The sequence below is a fragment of the Amycolatopsis sp. NPDC049252 genome (assembly GCF_043197175.1).
GTDB lineage: Bacteria > Actinomycetota > Actinomycetes > Mycobacteriales > Pseudonocardiaceae > Amycolatopsis.
This window is the reverse complement of the sequence record NZ_JBICSQ010000003.1, coordinates 16,468-32,867: the sequence shown is the minus strand read 5'-3', so window position 1 is coordinate 32,867 and position 16,400 is coordinate 16,468. Positions and strand designations below refer to the sequence as shown.

At 70.9% G+C, this 16,400-nt stretch carries 14 protein-coding genes; 8 read left to right on the top strand and 6 right to left on the bottom strand.

The window, feature by feature from the left end; all coding sequences use genetic code 11:
• The first annotated feature begins 86 nt into the window (after nucleotides 1-86).
• From ACGFMK_RS05590 to ACGFMK_RS05580, 3 genes are all read left to right on the top strand, one after another.
• Complete coding sequence (locus ACGFMK_RS05590) at nucleotides 87-3,815, top strand: multifunctional oxoglutarate decarboxylase/oxoglutarate dehydrogenase thiamine pyrophosphate-binding subunit/dihydrolipoyllysine-residue succinyltransferase subunit (RefSeq protein WP_392758718.1); 3,729 nt, start codon at nucleotides 87-89, stop codon at nucleotides 3,813-3,815.
• Between the two features lie 98 nt (nucleotides 3,816-3,913).
• Nucleotides 3,914-4,432 carry a GNAT family N-acetyltransferase gene (locus tag ACGFMK_RS05585; RefSeq protein WP_392758716.1) on the top strand — a complete coding sequence of 173 codons (519 nt, stop codon included), beginning with the start codon at nucleotides 3,914-3,916 and terminating at the stop codon, nucleotides 4,430-4,432.
• A 14-nt stretch (nucleotides 4,433-4,446) separates the two neighbouring features.
• Nucleotides 4,447-5,424 (top strand): LLM class flavin-dependent oxidoreductase, encoded by a 978-nt coding sequence (locus tag ACGFMK_RS05580; protein WP_392758714.1) that lies wholly within the window; start codon nucleotides 4,447-4,449, stop codon nucleotides 5,422-5,424.
• On the opposite strand, the gene ACGFMK_RS05575 is transcribed toward ACGFMK_RS05580, so the two are convergent.
• On the bottom strand, nucleotides 5,421-5,996 hold the full coding sequence (locus ACGFMK_RS05575) for a TetR/AcrR family transcriptional regulator (protein WP_392758712.1): 576 nt from the start codon (nucleotides 5,994-5,996) through the stop codon (nucleotides 5,421-5,423). The genes ACGFMK_RS05580 and ACGFMK_RS05575 overlap by 4 nt on opposite strands.
• A gap of 91 nt (nucleotides 5,997-6,087) precedes the next feature.
• Here ACGFMK_RS05575 and ACGFMK_RS05570 point away from each other — a divergent pair, with 91 nt between their 5' ends.
• The 3 genes from ACGFMK_RS05570 to ACGFMK_RS05560 all read left to right on the top strand — a co-directional run bounded on the left by ACGFMK_RS05570 (nucleotide 6,088) and on the right by ACGFMK_RS05560 (nucleotide 9,300).
• The gene (locus tag ACGFMK_RS05570) at nucleotides 6,088-7,020 is read left to right on the top strand and encodes an NADP-dependent oxidoreductase (RefSeq protein WP_392758710.1); all 933 of its coding nucleotides are present in this window, start codon (nucleotides 6,088-6,090) and stop codon (nucleotides 7,018-7,020) included.
• A 293-nt stretch (nucleotides 7,021-7,313) separates the two neighbouring features.
• Entirely contained in the window at nucleotides 7,314-7,931 is a 618-nt protein-coding gene (locus tag ACGFMK_RS05565; protein WP_392758708.1) for a LysE family translocator, read from the top strand.
• Between the two features lie 82 nt (nucleotides 7,932-8,013).
• Complete coding sequence (locus ACGFMK_RS05560) at nucleotides 8,014-9,300, top strand: erythromycin esterase family protein (protein WP_392758707.1); 1,287 nt, start codon at nucleotides 8,014-8,016, stop codon at nucleotides 9,298-9,300.
• Here ACGFMK_RS05560 and ACGFMK_RS05555 read toward each other — a convergent pair.
• Genes ACGFMK_RS05555 through ACGFMK_RS05540 form a run of 4 tightly spaced genes read right to left on the bottom strand, consistent with a single transcriptional unit; the run spans nucleotide 9,290 to nucleotide 12,628 of the window.
• Entirely contained in the window at nucleotides 9,290-10,177 is an 888-nt protein-coding gene (locus ACGFMK_RS05555) for an ABC transporter substrate-binding protein (protein WP_392758705.1), read from the bottom strand. The genes ACGFMK_RS05560 and ACGFMK_RS05555 overlap by 11 nt on opposite strands.
• Nucleotides 10,174-10,866, bottom strand: coding sequence for an ABC transporter permease (locus ACGFMK_RS05550; protein ID WP_392758703.1), 693 nt, complete (start codon nucleotides 10,864-10,866; stop codon nucleotides 10,174-10,176). Before ACGFMK_RS05550 ends, ACGFMK_RS05555 begins: the two co-directional genes overlap by 4 nt.
• On the bottom strand, nucleotides 10,863-11,546 hold the full coding sequence (locus ACGFMK_RS05545; protein WP_392758701.1) for an ABC transporter permease: 684 nt from the start codon (nucleotides 11,544-11,546) through the stop codon (nucleotides 10,863-10,865). Before ACGFMK_RS05545 ends, ACGFMK_RS05550 begins: the two co-directional genes overlap by 4 nt.
• Entirely contained in the window at nucleotides 11,543-12,628 is a 1,086-nt protein-coding gene (locus ACGFMK_RS05540; RefSeq protein ID WP_392758698.1) for an ABC transporter ATP-binding protein, read from the bottom strand. The genes ACGFMK_RS05545 and ACGFMK_RS05540 overlap by 4 nt, the downstream gene beginning before the upstream one ends.
• 101 nt (nucleotides 12,629-12,729) lie before the next feature.
• Between ACGFMK_RS05540 and ACGFMK_RS05535 the strand changes: the two genes are divergently transcribed.
• Nucleotides 12,730-14,142, top strand: coding sequence for a bis-aminopropyl spermidine synthase family protein (locus tag ACGFMK_RS05535; RefSeq protein WP_392758696.1), 1,413 nt, complete (start codon nucleotides 12,730-12,732; stop codon nucleotides 14,140-14,142).
• Nucleotides 14,143-14,194: 52 nt separating this feature from the next.
• Here ACGFMK_RS05535 and ACGFMK_RS05530 read toward each other — a convergent pair whose 3' ends face one another.
• Entirely contained in the window at nucleotides 14,195-15,376 is a 1,182-nt protein-coding gene (locus ACGFMK_RS05530; RefSeq protein ID WP_392758695.1) for an NADP-dependent malic enzyme, read from the bottom strand.
• Nucleotides 15,377-15,746: 370 nt separating this feature from the next.
• On the opposite strand from ACGFMK_RS05530, the gene rfbC reads away from it, so the two are divergent.
• Nucleotides 15,747-16,352, top strand: a complete 606-nt coding sequence (gene rfbC, locus ACGFMK_RS05525) for a dTDP-4-dehydrorhamnose 3,5-epimerase (protein ID WP_392758693.1) — start codon at nucleotides 15,747-15,749, stop codon at nucleotides 16,350-16,352.
• The last annotated feature ends 48 nt before the right edge of the window (nucleotides 16,353-16,400 follow it).

Below are 16,400 nucleotides of genomic sequence, written 5' to 3'. Positions count from 1 at the left end.
CATCGCGCTCACCGAGGGGGTTAGCCTGGTAGGCGCATCAACGGATTCAAGATCGAGATCGAGACGGATAGAGGCGAGCCCAAGCCGTGTCCAGCAGCAGCCCTGCGTCACAGTTCGGCCCCAACGAGTGGCTGGTCGAAGAGATGTACGACCAGTTCCTCGCAGACCCCAGTTCAGTCGATGCCGCGTGGCACGACTTCTTCGCGGACTTCAAGCCGACGCAGAACGCTCAGGCCAAGGCGGACAACGCCCGGCAGAAGCAGGCCGACGCCAAGCCCGCCAGCAACGGCCAGGCAGCGGCGCCGTCGTCGAAGGCGGTGCAGAACGCCGAGTCCGCCGCCAAGCAGACGTCGTCGCCGGCCGCCAAGGCCGCCGCGCCCGCGAAGCCGGCTCCCAAGCCCGCCGCGAAGGCCGCCCCGCGGACCGACGCCAAGACGGACACCAAGACCGAAGCGAAGCCGCAGGCCAAGGACGAGCCGGAGTCGAAGCAGCTCCGGGGCGCCGCGGCGGCGATCGCCAAGAACATGGACGCGTCGCTGTCCGTCCCGACCGCGACCAGCGTGCGCGCGGTGCCGGCGAAGCTGATGGCGGACAACCGCATCGTCATCAACAACCACCTGAAGCGCACCCGCGGCGGCAAGATCTCCTTCACGCACCTCATCGGCTACGCCATGGTGCGGGCGCTGAAGAACTACCCGAACATGAACCGGCACTACCAGCAGATCGACGGCAAGCCGTTTGCGATCACGCCGGAGCACGTCAACTTCGGTCTCGCCATCGACATGAAGGGCAAGGACGGGTCCCGCAACCTCGTCGTCGCCTCGGTCAAGTCCGTCGAGGACATGTCGTTCCTGCAGTTCTGGCAGGCGTACGAGGACATCGTCAAGAAGGCCCGCAACAACAAGCTCACCGCGGACGACTTCTCCGGCACCACGATCTCGCTGACCAACCCCGGCGGCATCGGCACCAACCACTCGGTGCCGCGCCTGCAGGCCGGCCAGGGCGCCATCATCGGCGTCGGCGCCATGCAGTACCCGGCGGCGTTCGAGGGCACCAGCGAGAAGACGCTGGTCGACCTCGGCATCAGCAAGATCATGACGCTGACCTCGACCTACGACCACCGCATCATCCAGGGTGCGGAGTCCGGCGAGTTCCTCAAGCGCATCCACCAGCTGCTGCTCGGCGAAGACGGCTTCTACGACGACGTCTTCACCAGCCTGCGCCTGCCGTACGAGCCGATCCGCTGGGTCGCCGACATCCCCGAGGGCCCGGTCGACAAGACCGCCCGCGTGATCGAGCTGATCGACGCGTTCCGGATGCGCGGCCACCTGATGGCCGACACCGACCCGCTGAACTACCGCCAGCGCAGCCACGCCGACCTGGACGTCCTGTCCCACGGCCTGACGCTCTGGGACCTGGACCGCGAGTTCCCGGTCGGCGGCTTCGCCGGCCAGGAGCGGATGAAGCTGCGCGACATCCTCGGCGTGCTGCGCAACTCGTACTGCCGCACGGTCGGCATCGAGTACACGCACATCCTCGACCCCGAGGAGCGCCGCTGGATCCAGGAACGCGTCGAGATCCCGCACGAGAAGCCGGACCCCGCGGTCCAGAAGTACGTGCTCTCGAAGCTGAACGCCGCCGAGGCGTTCGAGACGTTCCTGCAGACCAAGTACGTCGGCCAGAAGCGGTTCAGCCTCGAAGGCGGCGAGACGGCGATCCCGCTGCTCGACACGCTGCTCGACAAGGCCGCCGAGCACGAGCTCGACGAGGTCGTCATCGGCATGCCGCACCGCGGCCGGCTGAACGTGCTGGCCAACATCGTCGGCAAGCCGATCTCGCAGATCTTCCAGGAGTTCGAGGGCAACCTCGACCCGGGCCAGGCGCACGGATCCGGTGACGTGAAGTACCACCTCGGCGCCGAGGGCAAGTACTTCCGGATGTTCGGCGACGGCGAGACGAAGGTCTCGCTGACTGCCAACCCGTCGCACCTGGAGACCGTGGACCCGGTGCTCGAGGGCATCGTCCGCGCGAAGCAGGACCTCCTGGACAAGGGCGGCGAGGGCTACACCGTGCTGCCGGTCCTGATGCACGGCGACGCGGCCTTCGCGGGCCAGGGCGTCGTCGCCGAGACGCTGAACCTCTCGCTGCTGCGCGGGTACCGCACCGGCGGCACCGTGCACGTGATCGTCAACAACCAGGTCGGCTTCACGACCGCGCCGGAGCACTCGCGCTCCAGCCAGTACGCCACGGACGTCGCGAAGATGATCGGCTCGCCGATCTTCCACGTGAACGGTGACGACCCCGAGGCCGCGCACTGGGTGGCCAAGCTGGCCGTCGAATACCGGCAGGCGTTCCACAAGGACGTCGTGATCGACCTGATCTGCTACCGCCGCCGCGGCCACAACGAGGGTGACGACCCCTCGATGACGCAGCCGGCGATGTACGACATCATCGACACGAAGCGCTCGGTCCGTAAGGGCTACACCGAATCGCTGATCGGCCGCGGTGACATCTCCGTCGAGGAGGCCGAGGCCGCGCTGCGCGACTTCTCGAGCCAGCTGGAGCACGTCTTCAACGAGGTCCGCGAGCTGGAGAAGCACCCGGCGAAGGCGAGCCCCTCGGTCGAGGAGGAGCAGCAGGTCCCGGCGAAGGTGACGACGTCGATCTCGAGCGAGACGCTGGAGCACATCGGCGACGCGTTCGTGAACGTGCCGGAGGGCTTCACGCCGCACCCGCGCGTCAAGCCGGTCATGGAGCGCCGCCACAAGATGTCCCGCGAAGGCGACATCGACTGGGCGTTCGGCGAGCTGCTGGCGTTCGGGTCGCTCGCGCTGGAAGGCCGGCTCATCCGGCTGTCCGGCCAGGACTCGCGGCGCGGCACGTTCACCCAGCGGCACTCGGTGTTCATCGACCGCAAGACCGGCCAGGAGTACTCGCCGCTGCAGAACCTGGCCGACGGCCAGGGCCGCGTGATGATCTACGACTCGGCGCTGTCGGAGTACGCGGCCGTCGGCTTCGAGTACGGCTACTCGGTGGCGAACTCCGAGGCGCTCGTGATGTGGGAAGCGCAGTTCGGTGACTTCGTCAACGGCGCGCAGACCGTCATCGACGAGTACATCTCCTCGGGCGAGGCCAAGTGGGGCCAGCGCTCCGACGTCGTGCTGCTGCTGCCGCACGGCCACGAGGGCCAGGGCCCGGACCACACCTCCGGCCGCATCGAGCGCTTCCTGGCGCTGTGCGCCGAAGGCTCGATGACCGTCGCGGTGCCCTCCACCCCGGCGAACTACTTCCACCTGCTGCGCCGCCACGCCCTCGACGGCATCCAGCGCCCGCTGGTCGTCTTCACGCCGAAGTCGATGCTGCGCAACAAGGCCGCGACGTCGGCGACCAGCGACTTCACCGGCCAGTCCCGGTTCATGTCGGTCATCGACGACGTGACGCCGGACCCGGCGAAGATCCGCAAGGTGCTGCTGACCTCCGGGAAGCTGTACTGGGAGCTGGTGGCCGAGCGGACGAAGCGCGAGGCGGACGACGTCGCGATCGTGCGGATCGAGCAGTACTACCCGCTGCCGAAGAAGAAGCTGCTGGCGGCGCTGGAGCGCTACACCAACGCGACGCAGGTCGCGTGGGTCCAGGAGGAGCCGGAGAACCAGGGTGCGTGGCCGTTCTTCGGCCTGAACCTGCCCCGGAAGTTCCCGGAGGTGCTCTCGGGCCTGCAGGTCGTCTCGCGGCGTCCGATGGCGGCGCCGTCGGCGGGCTCGTCGAAGGTCCACGAGGTGGAGCAGAAGGCGCTGATCTCGAAGGCGTTCGACTGATCGCTTGACCACGGCGAAGGCCCCCGCACCTCGAGGTGCGGGGGCCTTCGCGCGTTATCCGGTTTCGGACGACGGCGCGGGCGGGCATGCTGACGCCCATGCTCATCCGCCGCGAGTCGCCCGACGACCACGCCGCCGTCCACACCGTCCACGCCGAAGCCTTCCGCCGTGAGGCGGGCGTGACGCCCGTCGAGGCCCCGCTCGTCGACGAGCTTCGGGCCGAGGGGGACCTGATCAGCGCGCTGTCGTTCGTCGCGATCCGCGACGGCGGGGTCGTCGGGCACGTCTGCTGCAGCACGGCGCGGCTCGGCGACGACCCGGGCGTCGCGGTCGGCCTCGGCCCGCTCGGCGTGCTGCCCGCGCACCACCGCACCGGCGTCGGTTCCGCGCTGGTGCACACGGTTCTCGGCGCGGCGGACGCCCTGGGCTACGGCCTCGTCGTGCTCCTCGGCGACCCGGGCTACTACTCGCGTTTCGGGTTCGTCCTCACGTCCGCGCTCGGCGTCACGCCGCCGGATCCGGCGTGGGCTCGGCACTTCCAGGCGCGCACGCTCACGGCGTACCAGCCCGCGCACCGAGGCGCGTTCGAATACGCGCCGGCCTTTTCCCGGATCTGAACAGGAGCCCGCGCATGTACGAACCCCGCTCGTCGGTCGGTGTCCGGATCAACCGCGAGCAGCCGCCGTCGCGGCTGCGTGAGCTGGCCCGGCAGGCCGAGGCGGCCGGGCTCGACGAGCTGTGGCTGGTCGAGGACTGCTTCTGGGCGGCCGGGATCGCGACGATCGCCACGGCCCTGGAGACGACGTCGACGATCAAGGTCGGCATCGGGGTGCTGCCGGTGGTGGCGCGCAACCCGGCGATCGCGGCGATGGAGCTCGCGGCGCTGGCGGAGCTGCACCCGGGTCGGCTGATCGCCGGGTTCGGCCACGGCGTGCCGTCGTGGATGAAGCAGATCGGCGCGTACCCGGCGTCCCCGCTGGCGGCCCTGGAGGAGACGCTCGTCGCGGTCCGGCGCCTGCTGGCGGGTGACCGGGTTTCGGTGTCCGGGCGGCACGTCTCGCTCGACGAGGTGGAGCTGGTGTTCCCGCCGGCCGAGGCGCCGCCGCTGGTGGCGGGCGTCCGGCGCCCGAAGTCCCTGGCGATCGCGGGCGCGACGGCGGACGGCACGATCCTCGCCGAGCCGTCACCCCCGGAGTACGTCCGCTGGGCGCTCGCGGCCATCGAACCCGGGCGTTCGGTGGCGGGCGCCCCGGCGAGCCACACCGTCGTGACGTACAACTGGCTCGCCCTGGGCGATCCGGAACGGGCCCGGTTGACGGTGGCGGAATCGCTGACGCCGGGCGCGCGGGTCCAGGTCGAGGGGTTGCCGTTCGCTTCGGAGCTGCTCGAGCTGGTCGACTCGGCGTCCACAGTGGACGAGCTGGCGGCGGGGCTGCGCCCGGAGTGGATCGAGCAGCTGGCTGTCTGCGGCGACCTGGCGTCGTGTGTGGCCCGGGTCCGGGCGCTGCACGAAGCCGGCAGCGGCTCGGTGGTGCTGCTGCCCCTGCCGGAGGAACCGCCGGAGCGAGGCATCGAGGACGCGGGCCGGGTGGCGGCCGCTCTGCGCTAGGGCGCAGCCGGGCGGAGGCCGTCCATCAGGAGGTTCAGCAGGCGAGCGGCCTTGGCTTCCCGCTCGGGCCGGGGCGCCACGGTGAAGATGCCGACGAGGGACGCGGCGATGTCGTCGGCGGTGACGTCGGAGCGGAGGTCGCCGGCCGCGCTACCGGCGTCGAGGATCGTGGTGATGGCCGTCAGCAGCTCGGTCCGGGTCCGCGCGTGGGCGATCTCGCCGGACTCGATCATCGCGAGCAGCGTGTCGAGCATGCCGTTCTTCGTCGCGATCCAGTCCCCGAACAGGTCCATCCAGCGCCGCATCGCCGCCGCCGGGGACACCTGGCCGAGCAGGTCGCGGGCGCCGGTCGTCAGCCGCACGACCTGGTCGCGGTAGACCGCGTCGACCAGCGACTCGCGGGTCGGGAAGTGCCGGTAGAGCGTGGCGATGCCGACCCCGGCCTCGCGGGCGATCGCCCGCATCGACGGCTCGGCGTCGGCCGCCGCGAACATGCGGGTCGCCACCGCGAGCAGCTGGTCGCGGTTGCGGGTCGCGTCCGCCCGTGGCGCGCGCGTCTCCGGCTCAGCCAAAACGGATCACGCTCCGGTTGTGTTAAAGTGGATCAGGTAAACGGAGCATAGTCCGTTTCATGTTCTCTCGGTGCCAAGGAGACAGGTCTACATGCAGGAACAGAGCAGGGCGGTCCGGCTCGACGCGTTCGGCGGCCCCGAAGTCCTGGACGTTCGTGAGGTTCCCGCTCCGCAGGCCGGGCCGGGACAGGTCCGCGTGCGGGTCACCGCGGCCGGGCTGAACCCGATGGACTGGATCATGACCGCCGACGCGGACACGGCCGCCCGGTTCGGCCTGAGCCTCCCGGCCGGGTTCGGGACCGACTACGCGGGAGTGGTCGACCAGGTCGGCGACGGGGTGACCGGCTTCGCGCCCGGTGACCGGGTCTTCGGGGGCGCGTTGTCCCGTGCCGTCGCCGATTTCGTGGTGATCGACCCGGCCGGGGCGATCGCGGCGAACGAGGCCCACCACACCCCCGACGGCGTCGACGACCGCACCGCCGCCACCCTCGCGATCGCCGGCCGCACGGCGTCCGCCGCCCTCGCCGTGATCGACCCCGGCCCGGACGACACGGTGCTGATCGGCGGCGCGGCGGGCGGGGTCGGCGTGTTCGCCGTCCAGCTGGCCCGGATCGCGGGCGCGCGCGTGATCGGCACGGGATCGGCGTCGTCGGCCGATTTCCTGCGTGACCTCGGAGCCGAGCCGGTGGCCTACGGCGACGGCCTGGCCGACCGGGTCCGGGCCCTCGCGCCCGGCGGGGTCACCGCCGCCATCGACCTGCACGGGACGGAGACCGCACACACCGCACGGGAACTCGGCATCCCGGACAGCCGCATCTGCACGGTCGCCGCGCAGATCGACGGCGTCTCGGGGGCCAACGGCGCGAACGCCGCTCCCGGCGCCCTGGAGGAGATAGCCGGCCTGGTCGCGGCGGGCCGGCTCCGGGTGCCCATCGCGGCGAGCTTCCCGATCGAGCAGATCCGCACCGCGGCCGAGCTGCAGGCGGGCCGGCACGTACACGGCAAAGTCGTCATCGACCTGTAGTCGGCGAACGCCCCGATCGAACAGATCCGCCGCGCCGCGGAGCTCCAGGCCGGCCGACGCATACCCAGCACCATCACCATCGACTTGTAGGCGGCGAACGCCCCGATCGAACAGACCCGCCGCGCCACCGAACTGCAGACCAGCCGACGCATACCCGGCACCATCACCATTGACCTCCGCCACACAGCCGCACTCCAGGCGGCCGACATGTAAACGGCAAAGTCGTCATCGACCTTGGCGTGACCGGCTGAAAAGCGGTTCGCCGGGCGCGGGCCGCGTGTCAGGATCGGGTCATGCCCGTCGATCCGCACCTGCTGCTGGCCTTCGTCCTCACCACCATCGTCGCGATGGTCGTGCCGGGGCCGGACATGCTGTTCGTCCTCGGCTGCGGCATGCGCGGCGGCCCGCGTGCCGGGCTGCTCGCCACCGCGGGGGTCGCCACCAGCGAGGCGATCCACGTCGCGGTCGCCGCGGCCGGGCTCGCCGCGCTGTTCGCCGCCGTGCCCGTCGCCTTCACCGTCGTGCGGGTCGTCGGCGCGGCCTACCTCGTCCACCTCGGCGTGCAGACCATCCGGAAGCGCAACGCCGTCCCCGACGACACCACTCCCGGCACCCAGCGCGCCTACCTCTCGGGGCTGCTCACCAACCTGCTGAACCCGAAGATGGTCACCTTCACGATCGCCTTCCTCCCGCAGTTCGTCGACCCGGCGCTCGGGCGCGTATGGCTGCAGTTCGCGATCCTCGGCGCGATCATGATCGTGTTCGAGTTCCTCGTCGACGGCGCCGTCGGCGTCCTGGCCGGCCGCATCGGCGGCTGGCTGCGCCGCAAACGCAGGGCCCGCCAGCGCCTCGAGGTCACCACCGGCGGCGTCTTCATCGGCCTCGGCGTCCGGCTGGCCCTCGACCACTGACCCGGGGGTAGCGCCTGCGCTACCCCCGAACCGGCGGCCCGCCCCAGGGTGCGGAGCCCGGGCCCCGGCCAGGATCCGTGTCATGACCAGGAAAACCACCGCCGTCCTCGCCGCCGCGGCCATCGTCACGCTCCTCGCCCCCGCGACCGCCGACGCGACCCAGCCCGGCCCCGTCCGCGCCCTGACGCAGGCGGCGCACCCCCTGCGCACCACCGAACCCGGCCGGGACACCGCCGACCTGCGGGCCCTCGGCGCGATGATCGGCGACGCCCAGGTGACCGGCCTCGGCGAGGCGACCCACGGCTCCCACGAGTTCTTCGCCATGAAGGAGCGGCTCTTCCGCTACCTCGTCGAGCAGAAGGGCTTCACCACCTTCGCGCTCGAAATGAGCTGGTCCGCGGGACTCCGGATCGACGAGTTCCTCCAGACCGGCACCGGTGACGCGCGCACGGTCACCAAGGCCGCGCTCGCCGGCTCGCCGTGGGACCGCGAGGAGTTCGTCCACCTCGTCGAGTGGATGCGCGACTACAACCGCCACCACCCCGCCCGGCCCGTCCACTTCCTCGGCGACGACCTCAGTGCCCCGACGGTGGACGACGCGTTCTTCGGCCGGGTGACCGGCTACGTCCAGCGGACCCACCCCGAGTCACTGGCCCGGCTGAACGAGCTCTACACCGGCCTGCGCCCGATCGACGACGTCTTCGCCTACCTCGCCAAGCCGCTCGCGGAGCGGCAGCGGCTCGCGGCCCAGGCCCAAGAGGCCCTCGAACTCGTGCAGAGCTTCGGTGACGACTGGGTGGCACAGGACGCCCGGTCCATCGCCCAGACCGCTAAGTTCCTCACGATCGACCTCGCCGATCCGGCTTCGGTGGCGACGTCCCAGCGCTTCCGCGACGAGGTCATGGCGCAGAACGTCGTCTGGTGGCAGCGCCACACCGGGGACAAGATCCTGCTGTCCGCGCACAACGGCCACGTCGGCTACGTCTCCGGCGATCCCGCCCGGTACCCCAAGACGCAGGGTTCGTTCCTGCGCGACACGCTGGGCACGAACTACGTCGCCACGGGCTTCACCTTCGACCGCGGCTCGTTCCTGTCACAGGACGAAGCCGGTACCTGGCAGAAGTTCACGGTCGGCGCCGCCGGCCCCGGATCGAACGAGGACACCCTCGACCAGGTCCGGTACCAGGACTACTACCTCGACATGCGGTCCGCGCCGGCCGCGGCCCGTGCGTGGCTGGACGTCGCCCGGCCGACCTACGACATCGGGACGGCGTTCCCCGTCGATCCGGCGGACATCGCGCTCGCGCGGTCCTACGACCTGCTCGTGCACCTCCACGACGTGCACGAAGCGGCGTTCGCTAGGCCTTGAGGTTGTTGCGGGCCAGGAAGTCCTCGGCGATGTCGAGGGGGTTGCGCTTCTCCTCGGTGAACTCCACGTTCAGCTGGGTGAGCTGGTCGGTGGTCAGCGCCGCCGAGACGCGGTTGAGCGCGGCCACCTCCGCCGGGGAGAGCGTTCCCTTCGCGACGAGCGGCACGATGTTCTGCGCCGGGAACATGTTCTTGTCGTCGGTGAGCGGGACGAAGCCGTTCGCCTTGATGGTGGACGACGTGCTGAACAGGTCCGCCACCTGGACGTCGCCGGACTTGAGCGCCGCCACCGTCACCGGTCCGCCGGTGTCGGTGGTCCGGATCTCCTTGAACTCGCAGCCGTAGAGCGTCTTGATCTTGTCCTTCCAGCGGCTGCTCCACTGGCCCGGGCCGCCGAACACCAGGTCCTGGTAGCGCTTTCCCAGGTCGGAGAACGTCTTGACGCCGGAAGACGCCAGCTGCGGCCCGACGACCAGCAGGTCCTTGTCTTCGGCGGGCGCCTGGTCCAGCACCTCGAACCCGGCCGGCACCTTCTGCTTCAGCTGCGCGTAGACGTCCTGCGGCGTGGTCGCCTGGGTGTCCTTGTCGAAGTACCGCAACAGGTTCCCGCTGTAGTCGGGCACCACCGACAGCGACTTGTCCTGCAGCGCCTTGACAACGACCTCCCGGCTGCCCACTGGCGGCCGCACGGTGACGTTCTCCGCGCCCGCGTTCTTCAGCGCCCCGGCGTAGATCTGCGCCAGCAGCAGGCTTTCCCCGACGTCGGACGCGCCGATGATGATGTCGCCGTTCGAGCCGCCCTCACCCCCGCCCGCCAGCGGATTACCGCAGCCCGCGACCAGCACCGCGACGGCGATCAAACCGGCCAGCCGTTTCATGCCGCCACCTTCTTGCCGGTCGCCGCGGCCGTCGCCAGCCGGACCCCCTTGGGGACCAGCGCGCGGTTCAGCAGCGCGAACAGGACGTCGAGCACGATCGCCAGCAGCGTGGTCAGCAACGCACCGGCGATCACCTCCGAATAGTCCAAAATGGCCAGTCCGTCGAGCAGGAACCGGCCCAGGCCACCGAGTCCGACGTACGCGGCCACCGCGGCGGTCGCCACGAGCTGCAGCACGGCGTTGCGGATGCCACCCAGCACCAGCGGCAGCGAGATCGGCACCTCGACCTTCCAGAGCCGTTGCCAGCCGGTCATCCCGATGCCCTGGGCGGCGTCGACGACACCGTGGTCGGTCGCCTGCAGCCCGGCGTACGTGCCGGCCAGGATCGGCGGCACGGCCAGCACGACCAGGCCGATGATCGTCGAGGTGACGCTCTCGGTGAAGAGCAGGAACAGGAACGTGACGAGCCCCAGCGTCGGCAGCGCGCGGATCGCGTTGCCGGCACTCACCAAGGCGACCCCGCCGCGTCCCGTGTGGCCGACGAACAGTCCCAGCGGGACGGCGATCACCAAGGCGATCACCAGTGCCAGCAAGGTGTAACCGAGGTGCTCCAGCAGCCGCTGCGGGATGCCGTCCGGACCGGACCAGTGCGCCGGATCGCCGAACCAGTGGAAGAGATCGGTGATCATGCGACGGCCACCCCCGTGTTCCCGGCGCGTTCCCAGGGTGTCAGCAGGTTCCGGATCCCCACCAGGACCAGGTCGACGACCAGGGCCAGCACCAGGGTCAGCACGATGCCGACGACGATCGGCGAGAAGTACTCACGCTGGAAGCCGTCGGTGAACAGCACGCCGAGCCCGCCGGTGCCGATCAGCGCGCCGACGCTGACCAGGCTGATGTTGCTGACCGACGCCACCCGCACGCCGGCCGCGAGGACCGGGACCGACAGCGGCAGCTCGACGGCGAAGAACTTGCGCACCGGCTTGTACCCGACGGCGGTGGCCGCGGCGGTCACCGACGGCGGCACCGCGTCCAGCGCGTCGAGCACCGGGCGCACCAGCAGCGCGGTGGTGTAGATCGTCAGCGCGACGACGACGTTGATGCTGTCCAGGATCTTCGACCCGATCAGGCCGGGGATGACGACGAACAGCGCGAGCGACGGGATCGTGTAGAGCAGGTTGGCCAGCACCATGAGCACCGACCGCGCCGGCGCCCAGCGGTGCCCGAGCCAGCCGGCCGCGATCGCCAGCACGATGCCGACGACCAGCGGGAGCAGCGCGAGGTAGATGTGGTCGCCGAGGTCGCCGAGGATCTGCTCGCGGTTGTTGCCGCTGCCCAGGTACCGCCCGAGCTCGTCGAAGAAGCTCATGACGCCTGCGGGGTCGCCTCGATCACGTCGAGCACTTGACGAGCGAGCACCCCGCCGAGCACGCGGTGGTCTTCGTCGACGACCACGCCGAGGCTGGCGGGCGACGACAGCGCGGCGTCGAGCGCGCCGCGGATCGGGGTGCCGCGGATCCACAGCGAGCCGCCGGCGACGAGGTCGTCTTCGGACACCGCACCGTCCACTGTGGAGTTCGGGGGCAGCCAGCCGCGCGGCTGCTTGTCGGCGTTGACGACGAGCCGCCAGCTGTCGCTCGCGGACACCGTGGAGCCGATCTCGACCAGCTCGAGGTCCTTGATCTCGACGCCGTCGGCGGAGAGGAACGACAGCCCGCGGTAGCCGCGGTCGCGGCCGACGAACGACGCGACGAAGTCGTCCACCGGGTGGCGCAGGACGTCGGCGGGGGTGCCGTACTGGGCGAGCACGCCGCCGACCCGCAGCACCGCGACCTTGTCGCCGAGCCGGACGGCCTCGTCGATGTCGTGCGTGACGAACACGATCGTCTTGCCCAGCTGCGACTGCAGCCGCAGCAGCTCGTCCTGCAGGCCCTCGCGCACCACCGGGTCGACCGCGGAGAACGGCTCGTCCATCAGCAGCACCGGCGAGTCCGCGGCGAGCGCGCGGGCGACGCCGACACGCTGCTGCTGGCCGCCGGAGAGCTGCGCCGGGTAGCGTTTGCCGACCTCGACCGGCAGGCCGATGGTCTCGAGCAGCTCGGCCGCGCGCTTGCGCGCCTTCGCCTTGTCCCAGCCGGACAGCAGGGGCACGGTGGCGATGTTGTCCAGGACCGTCCTGTGTGGAAAGAGACCGGCGTGCTGGATGACGTAGCCGATCCCGCGGCGCAGCAGGGCCGGGTCGCCCTCGGCGACGTCCTTGCCGTCCAGCAGCACCTGGCCGCCGGTGGGCTCGATCATCCGGTTGATCATCCGCAGCGACGTCGTCTTGCCGCAGCCGGACGGGCCGACGAACACGGTGATCGTGCCGTCCTCGACCGTCAGGTTCAGCTTGTCGACGGCGACCGTCCCATCGGGATACTGCTTGGTCACGTCGCGGAATTCGATCGTCACTTGCCCACTCCCCGTGTCAGGTCCAATCGACCGTAGCCGAGTCGGCGGTGGTTGGCACGCTGTTCCGGCAGGTGGCGAGCGGGCGCCTAAGCTCGTGGCCCGTGAAGGCACTCGACGACGTCCTCGCCGCGCACGGCGTCGGCGTCCGCCCGTTGTACCGCGTCATCGACCTGTTGCGCACCGGCGACCACGACCTCGGTGAGCTGGTCCGGCTGAGCGCCGCGCCGCGGCGCAGCGTGGAGGACGTCCTCGCGGCGTTGGGCGACGACCTCGACCGCAGCGGCGACCGGCTGCGCCTGTCCCCGGGGGTCGCCGCGTCGTACCTGCGGTACAGCGCGCCCCGCTACGCCGACCCGCTCGACGAAGCCGTGGCCACGCACGAGTTGCTGCCGAAGATCGCCGAGTGGGTGGCCGAGGTGCCGCCGCCGCTGGCCGCGCTCGACCACGTGCAGGCCACCCCGGAAACGGTGCTGCGCCGCGCGCTGTGGCTGGACGCGCGCTACGACCTGGCGTCGGCGAACCTGCTGTTCCTCGGCGACCACGACCTGACGTCGCTGGCGGTGCGGGCGGTTTGCCCGTCGGCGACGCTGACCGTCGTGGACCTCGACGAGCGCGTGCTCGCCTACCTGGACGACCGCGGCGCCGGGGAGATCAGGACCGCGCACGCGGACCTGCGCGTGGGCCTGCCGCCCGCCGTGGCCGGCCGCGCCGACCTGGTGTTCAGCGACCCGCCGTACACGCCGGAGGGCATGGGCCTGTTCGCCGCGCGCGGGGTGCAGGCGCTGCGGGAGCCGAGCGAGGGGCGGCTGCTGTTCGCGTACGGCTACAGCCCGCGGCACCCGGCGCTGGGCGCGCAGGTGCAGCGCTCGCTGGCGACGCTCGGGCTGACGTTCGAGGCGATCCTGCCGGGCTTCAACAGCTACTTCGGCGCGCAGGCGATCGGCAGCGCGGCGGACCTGTACGTCTGCCAGCCGACCGCGAAGGCCAAGAAAGTCCGCAGTGGCAAGGCGATCTACACGCACGGACCGCAATCGGTCGAAGCGGCCGGGACGAAACCGGCGCTGCTGGAGAAGCTGAAGGAGATCGCCGTCGCGGGCGGGCTGTCGTTCGAGTCGCGCCCGGTGGACTGGTCGATCTCCGGGCCCGAGGGGGACGCGGTCGCGATGGACCTCTCGGCCGACCCGGGCCCGTGGCTGCTGCGCACCCTCCTGGGCACGAACGCCCGGCGGCTCGCGATGCTGCTGCCGAACGCGCACCCGGACCTGGCGGACCAGGCGTCCCAGACGGCCCTTTCGGCGCTGGTCGCGGGCAAGTACACGCTGCGGTACCTGCGGAGCACGCCGGACAACCGGCACGCGGTGGTGGTCGCGGACGCGGTGGAGCACCAGAGCGAGGTGCTGACCCGAGCCCACGCCCGCCTGGCGAACGTCTCCCTCGACGTCCCCGAAGACCTGCAGGACCTGCGCCTGGTCGACGTCCCCCGCCACCGCCTCCCCGCCCTGCTCGGCCTCTGAACGCGCCGAAGGCGGCACTTTCCCGGGAAAGTGCCGCCTTCGAGCGCGAACGTCAGGCGGTGACGCCGTCCGCTTCCGCGGCCTTCGCCACCGCGGCCGCCACCTCGGGGGCCACGCGCGGGTCGAGCGGGCTCGGGACGATGCGGTCCGGGCCCAGGTCGTCCATCGCGACCGAGACGATCGCCTCGGCGGCCGCGAGCTTCATGTTCTCGGTGATCGCCCGCGCGCCGGAGTCCAGCGCGCCGCGGAAGACACCCGGGAACGCCAGCACGTTGTTGATCTGGTTCGGGAAGTCGCTGCGGCCCGTCGCCACGATCGACGCGTAGCGCGCCGCGACGTCCGGGTGGACCTCCGGGTCCGGATTGGACAGTGCGAACACGATGCCGCCGCCCGCCATGCGGCCCAGCAGCGTCTCGTCGATCGTCGCGCCGGACAGGCCGAGGAAGACGTCCGCGCCTTCGAGTGCGTCCGCCAGGCCGCCCTGGATCCCGGCCTTGTTCGTCGTCCGCGCCAGGTGCGCCTTGATCGGGTTCAGGCCGTCGCGGCCGGTGTGGAGGACGCCGCGCGAGTCGAGCACGGTGACGTCGCCGATGCCGGCCTCCTGCAGGATCCGCGCGCAGGCCACCCCCGCCGCGCCGGCCCCGGAGATGACCACGCGCTGGTCGGCGATCGCCCGGTCCAGCACCAGGTTCGCCCCGCGCAGCGCGGCCAGCGTGACGATCGCCGTGCCGTGCTGGTCGTCGTGCATGACCGGGCAGTCGAGCGCCTCCTTGAGCTTGTCCTCCAGCTCGAAGCAGCGCGGCGCGGAGACGTCTTCGAGGTTGACGGCGCCGAACGACGGGCGGAGCCGCACCAGGGTTTCGACGATTTCGTCGACGTCGGTGGTGTCCAGCACCAGCGGGATCGAGTCGAGTCCGCCGAACGTCTTGAACAGGACCGACTTGCCTTCCATGACCGGCAGCGACGCGCTGGCGCCGATGTCGCCGAGCCCGAGCACCGCCGTGCCGTCGCTCACCACGACGACCAGCCGGTCCGCCCACGTGTACCGCTTGGCCTTGGCCGCGTCCTCGGCGATCGCGCGGCTCACCTTCGCCACACCGGGGGTGTAGGCGATCGAAAGGTCACGCGGGCTGGAAATCGGGCGGGTGGCCGCCACCGAGAGCTTGCCGCCCTCGTGCCCGGTGAAGATCTCTTCGTCGGTGACCGGCGCAACGGTGCCGGAGGGGTCGTTCATGGGGTTTCCTGTCGTCGTTTCCGTCATTCCCTCAGTGGGAATGACGGAACTCGCGGTTCGAACGTGGGTCACTGGAATTCTCCTGGGCCTGCGAGCGGGGGGACCAGGCAGCAGGCGAAGAAACACCTGTCTACCTGGTGTTCTCCTCCGGCACGGCAGCCCAGCGCGGTAGCGCCGGCCTGTCGGCGAAGCGTCTCGTCGGCCATCGGTGCCGTGGGTGTGGCGATGGCCGCGGACGCGGCGGTCCCGTCATTGTGACAGGAGCCCGGCCACCGGTGACCCCTCGGTGCGGTTGACGTCACACATTCCCCGGTTTCCCCAATTCCCAAGACGTCCGTCCGGTTTTCTTGGCGCCCGATAAGGTGAAGCCATGCAATTCCGCCGGCTGCGCGTCCCGGACGCCTTCGAGTTCACCCCCCGGGCGTTCCCCGACGACCGGGGCCTGTTCACCGCCCCCTTCCAGGAAGACGCCTTCCGCGAGGCGGCCGGCCACCCGCTCCGGCTCGGCCAGTCCAACCACAGCGTGTCCCGCCGCGGCACGATCCGCGGCGTCCACTTCGCCGACACCCCGCCGGGCCAGGCGAAGTACGTCTACTGCGCCAACGGCTCGCTGCTCGACGTCATCGTCGACGTACGGGCGGGCTCGCCGACGTTCGGCCAGTGGGACGCCGTGCGGCTCGACGCCGACCGGTACAACGCCGTGTACCTCGCCGAAGGCCTCGGACACGGCTTCATCGCGCTCGAGGACGGCACCGCGATGGCCTACCTCTGCTCCGAGCCCTACAACCCGGGCGGCGAACACGGGATCACCCCGCTCGATCCGGCGCTGGACCTGCCGTGGCCGTCGGACGTCGCGCACGTCCTGTCCGAGAAGGACCGCAACGCCCCGACGCTGGCCGAGGCGCAGGAGCAGGGACTGCTCCCGGCGTACGACGACTGCGTCGCGTACTACGACAAGCTGCGCTCGGCCCGCTGACCGCGTTCGCGCCGCCTCGGGCGGAGACCTTGCGGATTTAGTATGCGC

Coding starts and splice junctions, on each gene's coding strand:
- ACGFMK_RS05570 (WP_392758710.1), top strand. CDS start 6,088: ATGCAGGAACAGAGCAGGGCGGTCCGGCTCGACGCGTTCGGCGGCCCC.
- ACGFMK_RS05580 (WP_392758714.1), top strand. CDS start 4,447: ATGTACGAACCCCGCTCGTCGGTCGGTGTCCGGATCAACCGCGAGCAG.
- ACGFMK_RS05555 (WP_392758705.1), bottom strand. CDS start 10,177: ATGAAACGGCTGGCCGGTTTGATCGCCGTCGCGGTGCTGGTCGCGGGC.
- ACGFMK_RS05560 (WP_392758707.1), top strand. CDS start 8,014: ATGACCAGGAAAACCACCGCCGTCCTCGCCGCCGCGGCCATCGTCACG.
- ACGFMK_RS05550 (WP_392758703.1), bottom strand. CDS start 10,866: ATGATCACCGATCTCTTCCACTGGTTCGGCGATCCGGCGCACTGGTCC.
- rfbC (WP_392758693.1), top strand. CDS start 15,747: ATGCAATTCCGCCGGCTGCGCGTCCCGGACGCCTTCGAGTTCACCCCC.
- ACGFMK_RS05585 (WP_392758716.1), top strand. CDS start 3,914: ATGCTCATCCGCCGCGAGTCGCCCGACGACCACGCCGCCGTCCACACC.
- ACGFMK_RS05530 (WP_392758695.1), bottom strand. CDS start 15,376: ATGAACGACCCCTCCGGCACCGTTGCGCCGGTCACCGACGAAGAGATC.
- ACGFMK_RS05565 (WP_392758708.1), top strand. CDS start 7,314: ATGCCCGTCGATCCGCACCTGCTGCTGGCCTTCGTCCTCACCACCATC.
- ACGFMK_RS05545 (WP_392758701.1), bottom strand. CDS start 11,546: ATGAGCTTCTTCGACGAGCTCGGGCGGTACCTGGGCAGCGGCAACAAC.